15 protein-coding genes are annotated in these 17,183 nt (G+C 62.2%); 11 read left to right on the top strand and 4 right to left on the bottom strand.

The features are described from left to right. Nucleotides 1-231 precede the first annotated feature (231 nt). The 5 genes from tig (at nucleotide 232) to PJ259_RS02695 (ending at nucleotide 8,219) form a co-directional block, all read left to right on the top strand. On the top strand, nucleotides 232-1,542 hold the full coding sequence (gene tig / locus PJ259_RS02675; protein ID WP_059314550.1) for a trigger factor: 1,311 nt from the start codon (nucleotides 232-234) through the stop codon (nucleotides 1,540-1,542). A gap of 90 nt (nucleotides 1,543-1,632) precedes the next feature. Beyond that, on the top strand, nucleotides 1,633-2,274 hold the full coding sequence (clpP, locus tag PJ259_RS02680; protein WP_007162222.1) for an ATP-dependent Clp endopeptidase proteolytic subunit ClpP: 642 nt from the start codon (nucleotides 1,633-1,635) through the stop codon (nucleotides 2,272-2,274). Nucleotides 2,275-2,384: 110 nt separating this feature from the next. Next, complete coding sequence (clpX, locus tag PJ259_RS02685; RefSeq protein ID WP_059314551.1) at nucleotides 2,385-3,665, top strand: ATP-dependent Clp protease ATP-binding subunit ClpX; 1,281 nt, start codon at nucleotides 2,385-2,387, stop codon at nucleotides 3,663-3,665. Nucleotides 3,666-3,791: 126 nt separating this feature from the next. Then, nucleotides 3,792-6,188 (top strand): endopeptidase La, encoded by a 2,397-nt coding sequence (gene lon, locus PJ259_RS02690; protein ID WP_059314552.1) that lies wholly within the window; start codon nucleotides 3,792-3,794, stop codon nucleotides 6,186-6,188. A gap of 174 nt (nucleotides 6,189-6,362) precedes the next feature. After that, nucleotides 6,363-8,219 (top strand): SurA N-terminal domain-containing protein, encoded by a 1,857-nt coding sequence (locus PJ259_RS02695; protein ID WP_271654622.1) that lies wholly within the window; start codon nucleotides 6,363-6,365, stop codon nucleotides 8,217-8,219. A gap of 116 nt (nucleotides 8,220-8,335) precedes the next feature. On the opposite strand, the gene cysK is transcribed toward PJ259_RS02695, so the two are convergent. After that, entirely contained in the window at nucleotides 8,336-9,310 is a 975-nt protein-coding gene (gene cysK, locus PJ259_RS02700; RefSeq protein ID WP_271654623.1) for a cysteine synthase A, read from the bottom strand. Nucleotides 9,311-9,421: 111 nt separating this feature from the next. Here cysK and PJ259_RS02705 point away from each other — a divergent pair, with 111 nt between their 5' ends. Beyond that, entirely contained in the window at nucleotides 9,422-10,255 is an 834-nt protein-coding gene (locus PJ259_RS02705; RefSeq protein WP_271655821.1) for an AAA family ATPase, read from the top strand. 8 nt (nucleotides 10,256-10,263) lie between these two features. Then, nucleotides 10,264-11,439: a vWA domain-containing protein gene (locus PJ259_RS02710; protein WP_271654624.1), complete on the top strand. Its 1,176-nt coding sequence runs from the start codon at nucleotides 10,264-10,266 to the stop codon at nucleotides 11,437-11,439. A gap of 40 nt (nucleotides 11,440-11,479) precedes the next feature. Here the strand turns inward: PJ259_RS02710 and htpX are convergent, their stop codons facing one another. Together htpX and PJ259_RS02720 are read right to left on the bottom strand one after the other, a co-directional pair. Continuing rightward, on the bottom strand, nucleotides 11,480-12,358 hold the full coding sequence (gene htpX, locus PJ259_RS02715; RefSeq protein WP_059314556.1) for a protease HtpX: 879 nt from the start codon (nucleotides 12,356-12,358) through the stop codon (nucleotides 11,480-11,482). A 182-nt stretch (nucleotides 12,359-12,540) separates the two neighbouring features. Beyond that, entirely contained in the window at nucleotides 12,541-13,752 is a 1,212-nt protein-coding gene (locus PJ259_RS02720) for a pyridoxal phosphate-dependent aminotransferase (protein ID WP_271654625.1), read from the bottom strand. Between the two features lie 155 nt (nucleotides 13,753-13,907). Here PJ259_RS02720 and msrB point away from each other — a divergent pair, with 155 nt between their 5' ends. From msrB to PJ259_RS02740, 4 genes are all read left to right on the top strand, one after another. Next, the gene (msrB, locus tag PJ259_RS02725) at nucleotides 13,908-14,309 is read left to right on the top strand and encodes a peptide-methionine (R)-S-oxide reductase MsrB (protein WP_059314558.1); all 402 of its coding nucleotides are present in this window, start codon (nucleotides 13,908-13,910) and stop codon (nucleotides 14,307-14,309) included. Further along, the gene (locus PJ259_RS02730) at nucleotides 14,306-14,791 is read left to right on the top strand and encodes a glutathione peroxidase (protein ID WP_271654626.1); all 486 of its coding nucleotides are present in this window, start codon (nucleotides 14,306-14,308) and stop codon (nucleotides 14,789-14,791) included. The genes msrB and PJ259_RS02730 overlap by 4 nt, the downstream gene beginning before the upstream one ends. Nucleotides 14,792-14,893: 102 nt before the next feature. Next, entirely contained in the window at nucleotides 14,894-15,790 is an 897-nt protein-coding gene (locus PJ259_RS02735) for an ATP-binding protein (protein ID WP_434776386.1), read from the top strand. Then, complete coding sequence (locus tag PJ259_RS02740; protein ID WP_271654628.1) at nucleotides 15,787-16,275, top strand: GAF domain-containing protein; 489 nt, start codon at nucleotides 15,787-15,789, stop codon at nucleotides 16,273-16,275. Before PJ259_RS02735 ends, PJ259_RS02740 begins: the two co-directional genes overlap by 4 nt. 24 nt (nucleotides 16,276-16,299) lie before the next feature. Here the strand turns inward: PJ259_RS02740 and PJ259_RS02745 are convergent, their stop codons facing one another. After that, a complete protein-coding gene (locus tag PJ259_RS02745) occupies nucleotides 16,300-17,067 on the bottom strand; it encodes a hypothetical protein (protein WP_271654629.1) in 768 nt (255 codons plus the stop codon). Nucleotides 17,068-17,183 lie beyond the last annotated feature (116 nt).

Here is a 17,183-nt window from a genome sequence, read left to right on the forward strand (position 1 = left end):
CCTTATCGTTAGCTTGCCCTTTCAGGGTTTAGCACTACATACGATGTCGTACAACTCATGGCGGGCTACAAAATGTTGCCTTTGGTCAGGTAAGGCGTCGCCGGATCGTGGACTGCCTTACGTACCGCTGGATCAAGCCAGGTGACTTCGCTTGAGACTGTCTCTAGAATGGTCGCCCTTGATTCTGGGGGGTCGGAAAGCCGGCCTGTTCTTGTGCCACGAGGAATATCCATGCAAGTTTCCGTTGAAAACACCTCTGCTCTCGAGCGTCGCATGACCATTGGCGTGCCGGCCGAGCGTATTGAAACCGAAGTGAACAAGCGTCTGCAGCAGACTGCCCGACGCGCCAAGGTTCCCGGTTTCCGCCCGGGCAAGGTACCCATGAGCGTCATCCGTCAGCGCTACGAAGCCTCGGCGCGTCAGGAAGCCTTGGGTGATCTCATTCAGGAAACCTTTTACGAAGCCGTCGTCGAGCAAAAGCTCAATCCGGCCGGCGCACCCGCCGTCGAACCCAAGGTGTTCGAAAAGGGCAAGGATCTGGAATACGTCGCGACCTTCGAAGTCTTCCCCGAATTCGAAGTCAAGGGTTTGGACGGCATCGAGATCGAGCGCCAGGACTCCAGCGTCGAAGACGCCGACATCGACAAGATGCTCGACGTGCTGCGCAAGCAGGGCACCCGTTATGAAGTCGTCGACCGCGCTGCCGCTACCGACGACCAGGTCACCATCGACTTCGTCGGCACCCAGGATGGCGAAGCCTTCTCCGGTGGTTCCGCCGAGGGCACCAAGCTGGTCCTGGGCTCCGGCCGCATGATCCCCGGTTTCGAAGACGGTCTGGTCGGCGCCAAGGCTGGTGAGGAGCGCGTGCTCGACCTGACCTTCCCCGAGGACTACCAAAACCTGGACCTGGCCGGCAAAGCCGCTCAGTTCAAGGTCACCGTCAAGGAAGTGGCCGCTCCCGAGCTGCCCGAGCTGAACGAAGCCTTCTTCAAGCAGTTCGGCGTGGAAGAGACCACCGTCGAAGGGTTCCGCGCCGAAGTGCGCAAGAACATGGAGCGCGAACTGCGCCAGGCCCTGAAGACCAAGGTCAAGAACCAGGTCATGGACGGTCTGCTGGCCGCCAACCAGATCGACGTACCGGCTGCCCTGATCAGCAACGAAGTGGATCGTCTGCGCGTGCAGGCCGTCCAGCAGTTCGGCGGCAACATCCAGCCCGACCAGCTGCCGGCCGAACTCTTCAGCGAGCAGGCCAAGCGCCGCGTGCTGCTGGGCCTGATCATCGCCGAGATGGTCAAGCAGTTCGAACTCAAGCCCGATGACGCCCGCGTTCGCGAGCTGATCGAGGAGATGGCCGCTGCCTACCAGGAGCCCGAGCAGGTAGTGAAGTGGTACTACCAGAACGAGCAGCAGCTGAACGAAGTGCGTTCGGTTGTACTGGAAGAACAAGTCGTGGATACTGTCCTCAAGCAGGCAAAAGTCACCGACAAGCAGGTCTCCTACGAGGACGCGGTCAAACCGACCGAGGCTCCGCAAGCAGCCTGATCTGCCTCCAGTTGCTAGTTCACCTAAGCCAGCCTCGTGCTGGCTTATGTGTTTTTGACAGGTTATCCAGATAGGGAGCTAGTGCAGGACATGTCCCGCAACTCATACATGCAATCCATGCCCGATATTCAAGCCGCTGGCGGTCTGGTACCCATGGTGGTGGAGCAATCCGCCCGTGGCGAGCGCGCCTATGACATCTACTCCCGGCTGCTCAAGGAGCGGGTCATCTTCCTGGTCGGCCAGGTCGAGGACTACATGGCCAACCTGGTCGTCGCCCAGCTGCTGTTCCTGGAAGCGGAGAATCCTGACAAGGACATCCACCTCTATATCAACAGCCCGGGTGGCTCGGTGACCGCAGGCATGTCGATCTACGACACCATGCAGTTCATCAAGCCCGACGTCTCCACCATCTGCATCGGCCAGGCCTGCAGCATGGGTGCCCTGCTGCTGGCAGGCGGCGCCGCCGAGAAGCGCTTCTGCCTGCCGCACTCGCGGATGATGATTCACCAGCCCCTGGGCGGCTTCCAGGGTCAGGCGTCGGACATCGAGATTCACGCCCGTGAAATTTTGACCATCCGTGAGCGTCTGAACAAGGTGCTGGCGCATCACACCGGTCAGCCCATGGACGTGATCGCCCGCGATACCGACCGTGACAACTTCATGAGTGGCCCCGAAGCCGTTGCCTACGGTCTGATCGACAAGGTCCTCGAGAAGCGCAACATCCCCGCCTGACCCCGCCTCGACCACCTGCCCAGGCGCCGGTCGTTTGGGCGGGTAGGCTTGAAAAACCGTGCAATAGGCTCCATCTTGCTGATGTAAGCACATTCCATTGGATCGATCGAATGACAGATACGCGCAATAGCGACGATAACGGCAAGCTGCTTTACTGCTCCTTCTGCGGCAAGAGTCAGCACGAAGTACGTAAATTGATCGCTGGACCCTCCGTCTTCATCTGCGACGAATGCGTCGACCTGTGCAATGACATCATCCGCGAGGAAGTCCAGGAAGCGCAGGCCGAAAGCAATGCGCACAAGCTGCCAGCGCCGAAGGAAATCAGCGCTATCCTCGACCAGTATGTCATTGGTCAGCAGCGTGCCAAGCGGGTCCTCGCCGTTGCCGTCTACAACCACTACAAGCGTCTGAATCAGCGCGAGAAAAAAGACGACGTCGAGCTGGGCAAGAGCAATATTCTGCTCATCGGCCCGACTGGCTCGGGCAAGACGTTGTTGGCGGAAACGCTGGCGCGCCTGCTCAACGTACCTTTCACCATCGCCGATGCCACTACTCTGACCGAAGCCGGTTACGTGGGTGAAGACGTCGAGAACATCATCCAGAAGCTGCTGCAGAAGTGCGACTACGATGTGGAAAAGGCCCAGATGGGCATCGTCTACATCGACGAGATCGACAAGATCTCGCGTAAGTCCGACAACCCCTCCATCACCCGTGATGTTTCGGGCGAGGGTGTGCAGCAGGCGCTGCTGAAGCTGATCGAAGGTACCGTGGCGTCGGTTCCGCCCCAGGGTGGCCGCAAGCATCCCCAGCAGGAATTCCTGCAGGTGGATACGCGCAATATCCTGTTCATTTGCGGCGGTGCCTTCGCTGGCTTGGAAAAGGTCATTCAGAACCGTTCCACCAAGGGCGGCGGCATCGGCTTCAACGCCGAGGTCCGCAGTCAGGAACTGGGTAAGAAGATCGGCGAATCCCTGCGTGATGCCGAGCCCGAGGATCTGGTCAAGTTCGGCCTGATTCCCGAGTTCGTCGGTCGTCTGCCGGTCATCGCGACCCTGGACGAGCTGGATGAGCCAGCGCTCATGCAGATCCTGACCGAGCCGAAGAACGCCCTGACCAAGCAGTACGCCAAGCTGTTTGAAATGGAAGACGTCGACCTGGAGTTCCGCCCCGATGCACTGAAGGCAGTCGCTCGCAAGGCACTGGAACGCAAGACCGGTGCCCGCGGCCTGAGGTCCATCCTCGAAGGCATCCTGCTCGAGACCATGTACGAGATTCCTTCACAGAAGGAAGTCAGCAAGGTGGTCATCGACGAGAGCGTCATCGATGGGAGTTCCCAGCCGCTGCTCATCTATGAGAACACCGAGCCCGCCAAGGCGGCGCCAGACGCGTGACAAAAGGGGCTTCGGCCCCTTTTTCATTTCAGCGACGGTTGTATTTTGCGGCGGCCAACCTCATGTTAGGGAAAACCGAGGCCTTAACCGCATCTGCGGCCGATTATTTGCCGAGACCCGTACCCCATGACTACGACGATAGAACTTCCCCTGCTGCCCCTACGAGACGTAGTGGTCTATCCCCACATGGTCATCCCATTGTTCGTCGGAAGGGAAAAGTCCGTCGAGGCCCTCGAGGCCGCCATGGCTGGCGACAAGCAGATCCTGCTGGTCGCACAGAAGAATCCCGGCGATGACGATCCCGCCGCGGATGACATGTATCACATGGGTACGGTCGCGACCGTTCTTCAGCTGCTCAAGCTTCCTGACGGTACCGTCAAGGTCCTGGTCGAAGGCGAGCAGCGCGGCCGCATCGAGTCCTTCGTCGAGAACCAGGCCTATGCCCGTGCCCTGGTGACCCTGATCGACGACAGCGAAGCCCCGGATCGCGAGTCCGAGGTCTTCTCGCGCAGCCTGATGAGCCAGTTCGAGCAATATGTTCAGCTCGGCAAGAAGGTACCTGCCGAGGTCCTGTCTTCGCTCAATAGCATCGAAGATCCCAGCCGCCTGGTCGACACCATGGCTGCCCATATGGCGCTGAAGATCGAGCAGAAGCAGGAAATCCTCGAGATCACCGAGCTCGGCGCGCGCGTCGAGCACGTGTTGGCCCTGCTGGATGCGGAAATCGACCTCTTGCAGGTGGAAAAGCGCATCCGTGGTCGCGTCAAGAAGCAGATGGAGCGTAGTCAGCGCGAGTACTACCTCAACGAGCAGATGAAGGCCATCCAGAAAGAACTGGGTGACATCGACGAAGGCCACAACGAGGTCGAGGATCTCAAGCGCCGCATCGACGCCGCGGGTCTGCCCAAGGATGCCCTGGCCAAGGCCACTGCCGAGCTGAACAAGCTCAAGCAGATGTCGCCCATGTCCGCCGAGGCCACCGTGGTGCGTTCCTACATCGACTGGCTGGTGAACGTGCCGTGGCAGGCCGAGAGCAAGGTCCGTCTGGACCTGGGCCGCGCCGAAGAGGTCCTGGACAAGGACCACTATGGCCTCGAGGAAGTGAAAGAGCGCATCCTTGAATACCTTGCCGTGCAGAAGCGCGTGAAGAAGGTACGGGGCCCGGTACTGTGCCTGGTCGGTCCGCCCGGTGTGGGCAAGACCTCCCTGGCCGAATCCATCGCCCGCTCCACCGGCCGCAAGTTCGTGCGCATGGCCCTGGGTGGCGTGCGTGACGAAGCCGAAATCCGTGGTCACCGTCGTACCTACATTGGCTCCATGCCGGGTCGTCTCATTCAGAAGATGACCAAGGTCGGCGTGCGCAATCCGCTGTTCCTGCTCGACGAAATCGACAAGATGGGCAACGACATGCGTGGCGATCCCGCCTCCGCGCTGCTCGAGGTCCTGGATCCGGAGCAGAACCATACCTTCAACGACCATTACCTCGAAGTCGACTACGACCTCTCCGACGTGATGTTCGTCTGCACCGCCAACTCCATGAACATTCCGGCGCCACTGCTGGACCGTATGGAAGTCATTCGCCTGCCCGGTTACACCGAGGCGGAAAAGGTCAACATCGCCACCCGCTACCTGATTCCCAAGCAGGTCAAGGCCAATGGCCTGAAGAAGGACGAGGTGGCCTTCGACGAAGATGCCCTACGTGACATCATTCGCTACTACACCCGTGAAGCGGGCGTGCGGAGTCTGGAGCGCCAGGTAGCCAAGGTCTGTCGCAAGGTGGTCAAGCAGCATGCCCTGAGCAAGGAGCGTACTGCCAGCGTCACCGTGGATACCCTGGAGCACTGGCTGGGCGTGCGCAAGTTCCGCTATGGCCTGGCCGAGCAACAGGATCAGATCGGCCAGGTGACCGGCCTGGCCTGGACCCAGGTGGGTGGTGAACTCCTGACCATCGAGTCCGCTGTCGTCCCCGGCAAGGGCCAGATGATCAAGACCGGCTCCCTGGGTGATGTCATGGCCGAGTCCATTACCGCGGCCCTGACCGTGGTGCGCAGTCGTGGTCGCAGCCTGGGCATTCCCAAGGACTTCCACGAGAAGCACGACATCCATATCCACGTTCCCGAAGGCGCCACGCCGAAGGACGGTCCGAGTGCCGGTATCGGGATGTGTACGGCGCTGGTCTCGGCCGCCACCCGTATTCCGGTGCGTGCCGACGTGGCCATGACCGGCGAGATCACCTTGCGCGGTCAGGTACTGGCCATCGGTGGGCTCAAGGAAAAGTTGCTCGCGGCCCATCGTGGCGGTATCCGTACCGTGATCATTCCGGAAGAAAACGTCCGGGATCTGCGGGACATTCCGGACAACATCAAGGCTGACTTGCAGATCAAGCCGGTCAAATGGATTGACGAGGTCTTGGAGGTTGCGCTGCAATACACGCCGGAGCCGCTTCCGGACGATGGTCCGGAGCTCGTCAGCAAGGACGAGAAGCGGGATCAGGAAGGCAAGGAGCGCGTCAGTACCCACTGACGGCGTACCTGGGCTTGATGGGCGGGCCGCCAGACGAGGTTGCTGGTGTTCCGCCGTCCTGCTGGATGCAAGGTCCTTGATCGACGAAAAGGCGCATCTCGAGATGCGCCTTTTCGCTATTTGCTATTCGACGATTTCGCCATGGCCGGTCTGGCCACAGCTCGTGGGGGGAACATGCTACAAAACATCAGGGACCGTTCGCAGGGATGGATTGCCAAAGTCATCATCGGATTCATCATCCTGCTGATGGCATTGACCGGCTTCGAAGCGATCATTCGTGCGACGGGTCACCAGGGCGCCGTTGCCCTGGTCAACGGCGACGAGATCAAGCAGACGGAGCTGGCCCAGGCCGTGGAAATGCAGCGTCGCCAGCTGCAACAGCAACTGGGGCAGGGGTTCGATCCGTCCACCCTGGATGACCGCCTGCTGCGTGAGTCCGCCCTAAAGGCGCTGATCGACAAGCAATTGCTGCTGCAGAGCGCCAAGGCCGATCGCTTCGCCTTCTCCGAACAGGCGCTGGATCAGCTGATCCTCAACACCCCCGAATTCCAGACCGAAGGGCGTTTCGATCCCCAGCGCTTCGATCAGGCCGTTCGCCAGATGAACTACAACCGCCTGCAATTCCGGGATCTGCTGCGTGACGAGATGCTGATCGGTCAGCTGCGCGCCGGCATCGTCGGCAGCAATTTCGTTACCGATGCCGATATCGAGACCTTCGCGGCCCTCGAGCGCCAGACCCGTGACTTCGCCATGCGTACCGTCAAGGCTTCCACCAGCGGTATCGTGCCGACGCAGGAGGAGATTCAGGCGTACTACGACAGCCACAAGAATGACTTCATGACGCCCGAGGAGGTGGTCATCGAGTACGTGGAGCTGAAGAAGGACGCCTTCCTGGCCAAGGCCAAGGTGGACGAAAGCCGCCTGCAGGCGGCCTACAAGTCCGAAATCGCTAATCTGTCGGAGCAGCGTGACGCTGCTCATATCCTCATCGAGGTCAACGACAAGCAGAATGACGAGCAGGCCAAGGCCAAGATCAAGCAGATCCAGGAGCGCCTGAGCAAGGGTGAGGACTTCGCCAAGCTCGCCAAGGAGTTCTCCCAGGATCCGGGCTCGGCAGCCAATGGCGGTGACCTGGGCTTTGCCGGTCGCGGTGTCTACGACCCGGCCTTCGAAGAGGCGCTGTATGCCCTCGCGCCGCATCAGGTATCCGCGCCGGTGCGCACCAGCTTCGGCTGGCATCTGATCAAGCTGCAAGGGGTCCAGGCGCCAGAAGTGCCCACCCTGGCCAGCGTTCGGCCACGCCTGGAGCAGCAACTGAAGGCGGAAGACGCTGATCGGCTGTTCGTGGAAGCAGGTCGTAAGCTGGAAAGCTCTGCCTATGAGGCCTCCGACCTGAGCCAGCCGGCCCAGGAGCAAGGCCTTCAGGTCAAGACCAGTGCTCCCTTCGGTCGTGAGGGTGGTGAGGGTCTCACTGCCAATCGTCAGGTGATCGAGGCGGCTTTCAGCGAGGACGTGCTGCGCAACGGCGCCAACAGCGCCGCCTTGCAGCTCGATCCAGATACCCTGGTGGTCATTCGCGACAAGGAGCACCGCACGCCGCAGCTGCAGCCCCTGGACGCGGTCAAGAAAGAGATCGTGACCCGCTTGAGCCAGGAAAAGGCCACAGCCGTCGCCAAGCAGACTGGCGAAGAGCAGCTCAAGGCCCTGCGTGACGGCGGTAAGGCGCCGGCAGGCGACTGGCGTACCGTCGAGGCGGCTACCCGCAATCAGGAGGGCGTCGATCCCCAGGTACTGCAAACGGTGTTCCGCATGGCCAAGCCGGAAGCCGACAAGCCGTCCTATGCCGGTATCAGCCTGCGGAACGGCGACTTCGTGCTGCTGCGCCTGCAGGGCGTCGGGGTACCCAAGGAAGCCCTGAGTGCCGAGGACAAGGCGCTCTATCGTCGCTACCTGGCCTCGCGAGCCGGACAGGTCGACTTCGCGGCCTATCGCCGGGCCCTGGATGCCAAGGCCGAGATCAAGCATCTCTGATACGAAAAAAGCCCGGGAAACCGGGCTTTTTCTTGAGGGGCATTCAGAGCGCCGGATGCCGTGCGGCCTGCCAGGCCAGAGGCCGGGAAGGGAGGAGGGGGCTCGTTGCCGGCGTTCTACTGCACGAGTTCCTGCTCGTCGAACAGGTCGTCGAAGAGCATGGTCGACAGATAGCGCTCGCCGGAATCCGGCAGGATGACCACGATGGTCTTGCCCTGCATCTCCGGCGTCTCGGCCATACGGACCGCCGCAGCCATGGCGGCACCGCAGGAGATACCGCAGAGGATGCCTTCCTCGCGCATCAGGCGCTGGGCCATCAACTTGGCTTGCTCATCGCTTACCTGCTCGACGCGATCGACCATGGCGAGGTCCAGGTTGCCGGGTACGAAGCCGGCCCCGATGCCCTGGATCTTGTGCGGGCTGGGTTTCACTTCCGCACCGGCAAGGGTCTGGCTGATGACCGGCGAGGTTTCCGGCTCCACGGCGACCGAGAGGATCGGCTTGCCCTTGGTGTTCTTGATGAAGCGCGAGATGCCGGTCAGGGTACCACCGGTACCGACGCCGGCTACCAGTACGTCGATGGCACCATCGGTATCGTTCCAGATTTCCGGGCCGGTGGTCTTTTCATGGATGGCCGGATTGGCCGGATTATCGAACTGCTGCGGCATGAAGTAGCGATCGGGCTCGCTTTCGGCGATCTCCCGTGCCTTGTCGATGGCGCCCTTCATGCCCCTGGCCGGTTCGGTCAGGACCAGCTCCGCACCCAGTGCCTTCAGGACCTTGCGTCGCTCCAGGCTCATGGAGGCGGGCATGGTCAGCACCAGGCGATAGCCACGGGCGGCGGCGACATAGGCCAGGCCGATACCGGTATTACCCGAGGTCGGCTCCACCAGGCTCATGCCGGGCTTGAGCAGGCCCTTGGCTTCGGCGTCCCAGATCAGGTTGGCACCGATGCGGCATTTGACCGAATAGCCCGGGTTGCGTCCCTCGATCTTGGCGAGCAGGGTGACCCCCTTGGGGCCGAGGCGATTGATGTAGACCAGCGGCGTATTACCGATGGACTGGGCATTGTCAGCGAAGATGCGGCTCATGGCGAATCCTGTACGGCGCGGAAAACTCGCAGCCTAGGCCTTGCGTCCGATGGCGTCCAGCCCAGGCACGGCGTGCTATCGTCAGGCGAGACAGCTGCTAGAGGATCGATGATGGCTTTTCAGGGTACCGAGCGTTATGTGGCCACGGCCGAGCTCAGTCTGGCGGTCAATGCCGCCATTCAACTGGGACGTCCACTCCTGGTGAAGGGTGAGCCCGGCACCGGCAAGACCCTGCTGGCCGAGCAGGTGGCCCAGAGCCAGGGCGCACGTCTTATCACCTGGCACGTCAAGTCCACCACCAAGGCGCAGCAAGGGCTCTACGAATACGACGCCGTGAGTCGCCTGCGCGATTCCCAGCTGGGCGATCCCCGGGTGCAGGAGGTCGCGAACTACATCAAGCCCGGCAAACTGTGGGATGCCTTCACCGCTGAGGAGCCGGTGGTGCTGCTGATCGACGAGATCGATAAGGCCGACATCGAGTTTCCCAACGACCTGCTGCTGGAGCTCGACCGCATGGAGTTCCATGTCTACGAGACGGGGGAGACCATTCGCGCCGAGCGGAGGCCGGTCATCATCATCACCTCCAACAATGAGAAGGAGCTGCCGGACGCCTTCCTGCGCCGGTGCTTCTTTCATTTCATTCGTTTTCCGGAGCGCGACACCCTTGAGCGCATCGTCCAGGTCCACTACCCCGACCTCCAGGGTCGGCTGGTCAGGGAAGCCCTGGATCTCTTCTATGATCTGCGCAACGTCTCGGGCCTGAAGAAAAAGCCGTCCACCTCGGAGCTGGTGGACTGGCTGGCGCTGTTGCTGGGTGACGAGCAGGCGCAACAGGGGTTGCATGCGGAGGGTGGCCTGCCACCTCTGGCGGGCGCCCTGTTGAAGAACGAGCAAGACCTGCAGCTGCTCGAGCGCCAGGCGTTCATGCGTCGTCGGCGGAGCTGAGAACCGGCATGTTCCTCGACTTCTTCACGCGCCTGAGGGCCGCTGGCATTCCGGTGTCCCTGGGCGAATTGCTGGATCTGCATGCCGCACTGGACGCCGGTCTCGCCGTCGCCGATCCCGAGGCCTTCTATCTGCTGGCGCGGGCAGTGCTGGTCAAGGACGAGCGCTTCTTCGACCGTTTCGACCAGATCTATGCCGGTGAGATGGCCAGGTCGGAGCGTCTGTCGGAGACGCAGGCGATTCCCGCGGACTGGTTGCGGTTGGAACTGCAGCGATTGCTTTCCGACGAGGATCGCCAGCGACTTCAGGCCCTGGGTGGCCTCGACGAATTGCTCGATACCCTGCAGCAGCGGCTCGCCGAACAGCGTGAGCGCCATGCCGGTGGCAACAAGTGGATAGGCACGGGCGGTACCAGTCCCTTCGGCAGCGGTGGCTACAATCCCTTTGGCGTACGCGTTGGTGAGGCCGGTACTCGTCAGGGGCGGGCGGCCAAGGTCTGGGAGCAGCGGGACTACCGCAATCTGGACGACCGCGCGCCCCTGGACAGACGCAACCTGCAACTGGCCCTGCGCCGGCTGCGTCGCTTCGCTCGCCAGGGCGCGGCGGCGGAGTTCGACCTGGAGGGCACCGTGGCCGCGACGGCCCGGGAGGGTGGGTTGCTGGACGTGCGCTATCGCCCTGAGCGACACAATGCCACCAAGGTGCTCCTGTTGCTCGATGTCGGGGGTTCCATGGATCTGCACGTACGCCTGTGCACCGAGCTGTTCAGCGCCTGTCGCCTCGAGTTTCGCCACCTGGAATACTACTACTTCCACAATTGCGTCTACGAGCGGGTCTGGCGCGATAATGCCCGTCGACACGAGGAAGGTCTGGCGACCGCCGAGCTGCTGCGCCGCTACGGAGCGGACTATCGCCTGGTGATCGTAGGCGACGCCAGCATGGGGCCCTATGAGATCACCCATCCCGGCGGCAGCGTCGAGCATTGGAACGAAGAACCTGGCGCGCTTTGGATCCAGCGGCTCTGCCAGCATTTCCCCCGGGCGGTCTGGCTCAATCCCTATCCGCATGATGGCTGGGCCAGCAGCACCTCGATCCAGCTGCTCCGCGACCTCATTGCCCAGCGCATGTTTCCCCTGACCGGCGAGGGGCTGGGCGATGCCATCCGGTCCTTGACCCGCCCATGAAAAAACCCGGCCGAAGCCGGGTTTTTTTCATCGCTCGCGCTTAGCGCTGACCGTAGCGGCGCAGGGCCTCGATGCGGTCTTCCAGCGGCGGGTGGCTCATCAGCAGACCGGCCAGGCCGTTCTTCAGCGAGCCATTGATGCCGAAGGCGTTCAGGGTGTCGGGCATCTGCACCGGGATGCCCTGCTCGGCGCGCAGGCGCTGCAAGGCGCCGATCATGGCGTTGGGACCGGCCAGGCGCGCACCGGCTTCGTCGGCGCGGAATTCGCGTTTGCGCGAGAACCACATGACGATGATGCTGGCCAGGATGCCCAGTACCAGCTCGGCGACGATGGTGGTCACGAAGTAGGCGATCCCGTGGCCTTCTTCGTTCTTGAAGATGGCCTTGTCGACGAAGTTGCCGAAGATCCGCGCAAAGAACATCACGAAGGTGTTCACCACGCCCTGGATCAAGGCCAGGGTCACCATGTCGCCATTGGCGACGTGGCCGATCTCGTGGGCCAGCACCGCACGCACCTCGTCAGGCGAGAAGCGCTCCAGCAGTCCCTGGCTGACCGCGACCAGGGCGTCGTTGCGGTTCCAGCCGGTGGCAAAGGCGTTGGCCTCGTAGGCCGGGAAGATGCCTACCTCAGGGGTCTTGATGCCGGCCTCGCGAGCCAGCTCTTCCACCGTCTGCAGCAGCCACTGCTCATGACGGGTACGCGGCTGGCTGATGACCTCGGTACGGGTGCTCATCTTCGCCATCCACTTGGAGATGAACAGCGAGACCAGCGAGCCGGCGAAACCGAATACGGCACAGAACACCAGCAGACTGCCATGGTTCTGACCGGTGTAGCGATCCACGCCAAGCACCTTCAAGGTGATGCTGGCAACGATCAGCACCGCCAGGTTGGTAGCCAGAAACAACAGAATGCGCATCATGGTGGGGTACAGCTCCTCACAGGTTTATCTGCCGGCTATATAAGGTTCGGCCCCGATCCATTCAACGTTTCCACTATTGCAAACTGTGTCGTCCGTTGGCCAGGCGGGCGAGGGGGCGAGCGCCTGTGCCGGCTGACGCCTTCAGGGGCGGCAACCGGTGAAAGACGCGGAAATGCTTTGCTCTACTGGGAATAGCCACCCAGGAAGTTGCCGATGCGGCCGATGGCCTGCTCCAGATCGTCGACGCGGGGGAGGGTGACGACGCGGAAGTGGTCGGGCCAGGGCCAGTTGAAGGCGGTGCCCTGCACCACCAGCAGCTTCTCCGACAGCAGCAGGTCCAGGACGAACTTCTCGTCATTGTGGATGGGGCAGACCTTGGGGTCGATCCGCGGGAAGGCATAGAGCGCGCCCATCGGCTTGACGCAGCTGACGCCGGGGATGGCGTTGAGCAATTCCCAGGTGCGGTTGCGCTGCTCCAGCAGGCGACCGGCCGGCAGGACCAGGTCGTTGATGCTCTGGTAGCCACCCAACGCCGTCTGGATGGCGTGCTGGGCCGGGACATTGGCGCACAGGCGCATGTTGGCGAGGATGTCGAGGCCCTCGATATAGCTGTGGGCGCGGTGCTTGGGCCCCGAGACGATCAGCCAGCCCGAGCGGAAGCCAGCCACGCGATAGGACTTGGACAGGCCGTTGAAGGTCAGGCACAGGACGTCCGGCGCGAGGGAGGCGGTGGAGATGTGCTGGGCTTCGTCGTAGAGAATCTTGTCGTAGATCTCGTCGGAGAACAGCACCAGATTGTGCCGCCGGGCCAGCTCGACGATGCCTTCCAGTACGTCCTTGGAATAGACCGCGCCGGTGGGGTTGTTGGGGTTGATCAGCACCAGCGCCTTGGTGTTGCTGGTGATCTTGGCTTCCATGTCGGCCAGGTCCGGGAACCAGCCAGCCTGTTCGTCGCACAGGTAGTGCACCGGCTTGCCGCCCGCGAGGCTGACCGCCGCTGTCCACAGGGGGTAGTCCGGCGCCGGGATCAGCACCTCGTCGTTGTTGTTGAGCAGCGCCTGCATGGCCATGACGATCAGTTCGGAGACGCCATTGCCCAGATAGATGTCTTCGATGCCGACACCTTCGATGCGCTTCTGCTGGCAATACTGCATGACCGCCTTGCGCGCGCTGAACAGCCCCTTGGAGTCGCTATAGCCCTGGGCGGTCGGCAGGTTGCGGATGACGTCCTGCAGGATTTCCTCCGGCGCCTCGAAGCCGAAGGGCGCCGGGTTGCCGATGTTGAGCTTCAGGATGCGGTGGCCTTCCTCTTCGAGGCGCTTGGCATGCTTGAGGACCGGACCGCGGATGTCGTAGCAGACATTGGCGAGCTTGTTCGACTTGGAGACCTGCATGGGGAAATGAATCCTGGAAAAGGGCGAGAAAGACTCGGTGAAGGCGGACGCCGACCGGCGCTTGGCAGCATCCGGGGGTGGATGCCAGACTGAGCGGGAATCATACGGCTGCATCGCCTGTTACAAAAGATGCGCCGGCATCCAGAGAGGTCACCATGGAAAAAGTACAGCGTAGCCCAGAAGATTGGCGCGAGCGTCTGACCGACGATCAGTTTCGCGTGTGCCGCCTGGCGGCTACCGAGGCGCCCTATACCGGTGCCTACTGCAACACCAAGACGCCTGGCGTCTATCGCTGCGCCTGCTGTGAGCTCGCGTTGTTCGACTCCAGCACCAAGTTCGATTCCGGTTGCGGCTGGCCGAGTTACTACGCGCCCATCGACGCCGAGGCCGTGCGCGAAAAAGAAGACTTCAGCCATGGCATGCACCGGGTCGAGGTACTCTGCGCCCGCTGCGACGCCCATCTGGGGCACGTCTTTCCCGACGGCCCTCCGCCGACCGGCCTGCGCTACTGCATCAATTCCGTCGCCCTTGATCTCCAGCCCAGAGAAACCGCGTGATCTCAGAGATTCTGCAGTTACCCTTCCAGACGGCGGACGGCCAGCAGGCGTGCCTGGCGGACTGGACGGCCCGAGCCTATCTGGTGGTCAATACCGCCAGTCGCTGCGGTTTCACCCGCCAGTACGCCGGGCTCGAGGAATTGCAGCAGCGCTATCTGGCCGACGGCTTGCGCGTGATCGTCTTTCCCTGCAATCAATTCGGCGGCCAGGAGCCGGGAAGCAACGCCGAGATTCAGAATTTCTGCGTGACCCGCTTCGGGGTCAGCTTTCCGGTCATGGCCAAGCTCGACGTCAATGGCGAAGCGGCCCACTCCTTGTTCAACGCCTTAAAGCGCGCGGCGCCAGGGTTGCTCGGAACAGCTATCCGCTGGAACTTCACCAAGTTCCTGATCACTCCGGAGCGAGAGCGGGTGCAGCGCTTTGCCCCCATCACTCGGCCTTCCCAGTTGGACAAGCACATCCGCCGGGCCCTGGCGCGTTAGCTCCGGATCTCGACAAGGGCTTTCAACTGGATTGAAAAGTAATACGATTAAAGCGCCCTCCAAGGAGGGCGCCTTGTCCGCTTCCCTTTTTCGTCGTCAAGGATGTTTCCTGTGAGTGCCTCCCTAGAAGACTTTCTGCTCCAGGCCCGCCAGGTGCTCGAGCGCCTGGAGCCCCTGTTGCCCCATCGCCGCGAATCTCTGGATTGGCAGCACTGCTATGCCGCACGCTGGCGCCGTGAAGGCCATGGCGGCTACCTGCAGCCGCTCGAGGTCAACCTGGAGTTGCGGCTGGCCGATCTGCTGGGTATCGATCGGCAACGCGACCAGCTCGCTCGCAATACCCGCCAATTCGTCGCCGGACTGCCGGCCAACCACACCCTGCTGTGGGGGGCTCGCGGTACCGGCAAGTCGTCGCTGATCCGTGCCCTGCTGGCGGAATACGCGGGGCAGGGCCTGCGCCTGATCGAAATCGAACGCGATGATCTCGCCGATCTGCCGCGTGCGGTAGAGCAGCTCGCCGGGCAAACGCAGCGCTTCGTGGTGTTCTGCGACGACTTGTCCTTCGACGCCGGCAGTGACGATTATCGAGTGCTCAAGAGCGTGCTCGATGGCTCGCTGGAGCAGGCGCCGGACAACGTCCTGCTCTATGCCACCTCCAATCGTCGTCACCTGGTGGCCGAGCGGCAGAGCGACAACGCCAACTGGGAGCACGTCGACGGCGAACTGCACCCGAGCGAGGCGGCCGAGGACAAGATCGCGCTGTCGGACCGTTTCGGTCTGTGGCTGTCCTTCTATCCCTTTACCCAGGATCACTATCTCGCCGTCGTTCGCCACTGGTGCACGACCCTGGCCGGCAAGTCCGGGGTGGAGCTGGAGTGGTCGGAAGACGCCGATCGCGAGGCCATCCGCTGGGCCTCCGGCCGCGGCAACCGCAATGGCCGCTGTGCCTATCAATTCGCCCGGCAATGGGTCGGGCTCAAGCTATTGGAGAAAGCATGACCGTAGAACTGACGGGCGTAGGTGCAGGACTAGAGGGCTACGCCATGTTGGCGGCCCAGGTCGAGGCCCTGCTGGCCGGTGAGCGCAATCTGGTGGCCAATGCCGCCCAGCTGTCGGCCTTCATCTACCAGGAAGTGCCGGACCTGAATTGGGCCGGCTTCTATTTCGTCGAGGGGCAGGACCAGCTGCTGCTCGGACCCTTCCAGGGCAAGGTGGCCTGCATGCGCATTCCCTTCAGCAAGGGTGTATGCGGCGCGGCCGCCCGGGAGCGCCGTACCCAGCGCGTCGAGGACGTCCATGCCTTTCCCGGGCATATCGCCTGTGACGCTGCTTCGCGTAGCGAACTGGTGGTTCCATTGATCCAGGAAGGTCGCCTGGTCGGCGTGTTGGATCTCGACAGCCCGAATCCAGGACGCTTCAGTGCGGCGGATCAAGCGGGCATCGAAAGCGTGGTGGCGGTCTTCATGGCAGCCACCGACTGCTGATCCCAGAGGAGGGCAGGGAAGCCCTCACTCGTAGTCGTTCTTCTTGCGCCAGCTGTCGTCCTTGAGGGTATCCACGCTGTCCGACAGCTCGTTGGCGCTGCTGCTGGCCTGCTCGGCCAGTTCGCTCTGCTGACGTTTCACCTGAGCGATCTGTTCTTCCAGATGGGCCAGCAACTCGGTGTAGCGCTCGGGCTGCTGCTGCTTGCGAATCTGCATGATCGCCCGTTCGTACGATTGGCGTGCCTGGATGTAGTGGTCGGTCTTGATCTGCTGTTCGGCCTGATAGCGGAAGAACTCCACATAGGTCACGGTGAGCAGATAGCGCATCTCGCCTACCCAGCGCTGCGCTTCCTGGCCATCGAGAATGCCGATCTGGTTGGCGTGGGCGACGAGTGCATGCAGCATCTCCATATAGCCGCGGACTTCCTTGACCCGGGCCTCGGTATGCACCGGCCGGGCGGCATTGGTGAGTTCGATATCGTCGCCCTTGGCCAGGGCTTCTTCCAGTTCGGTCTTGCGCGCGGTCAGGCTGGCGGAAGGAGCCTGCAAGGCGGCGAGGCGGGCGATCAATCCCAGTTCGATGCGATGAAACAGCTGCTTGAGCGCCGGTGTCATCAGCTGGCCCGGCAGGCTGCCGGACAACTGGGCGCAACGCTTGATCCGGTCGGTGAGATCGGCGACCAGCCGCTGCTTTTCCAGTCGTCCCGCTTCGAGCTTCTGGTTGACGAAGGCGATCATGATCACCAGAAGGATGCCAAGTCCCACTACCGCTGCAATCATCGTTGAGGACATGACCTTCTCCATGGTGCTTGCCCGCCGTTTGTCGTACGAGCGAAGTCGTTGATTTGAAAAGTATTTAATCAGCTATTGACGCCCAGGGTAAGGCTCCCTAGAATGCGCGCACTCCC

This window comes from Pseudomonas sp. JBR1 (assembly GCF_028198185.1).
Lineage (GTDB): Bacteria > Pseudomonadota > Gammaproteobacteria > Pseudomonadales > Pseudomonadaceae > Chryseomonas > Chryseomonas oryzihabitans_E.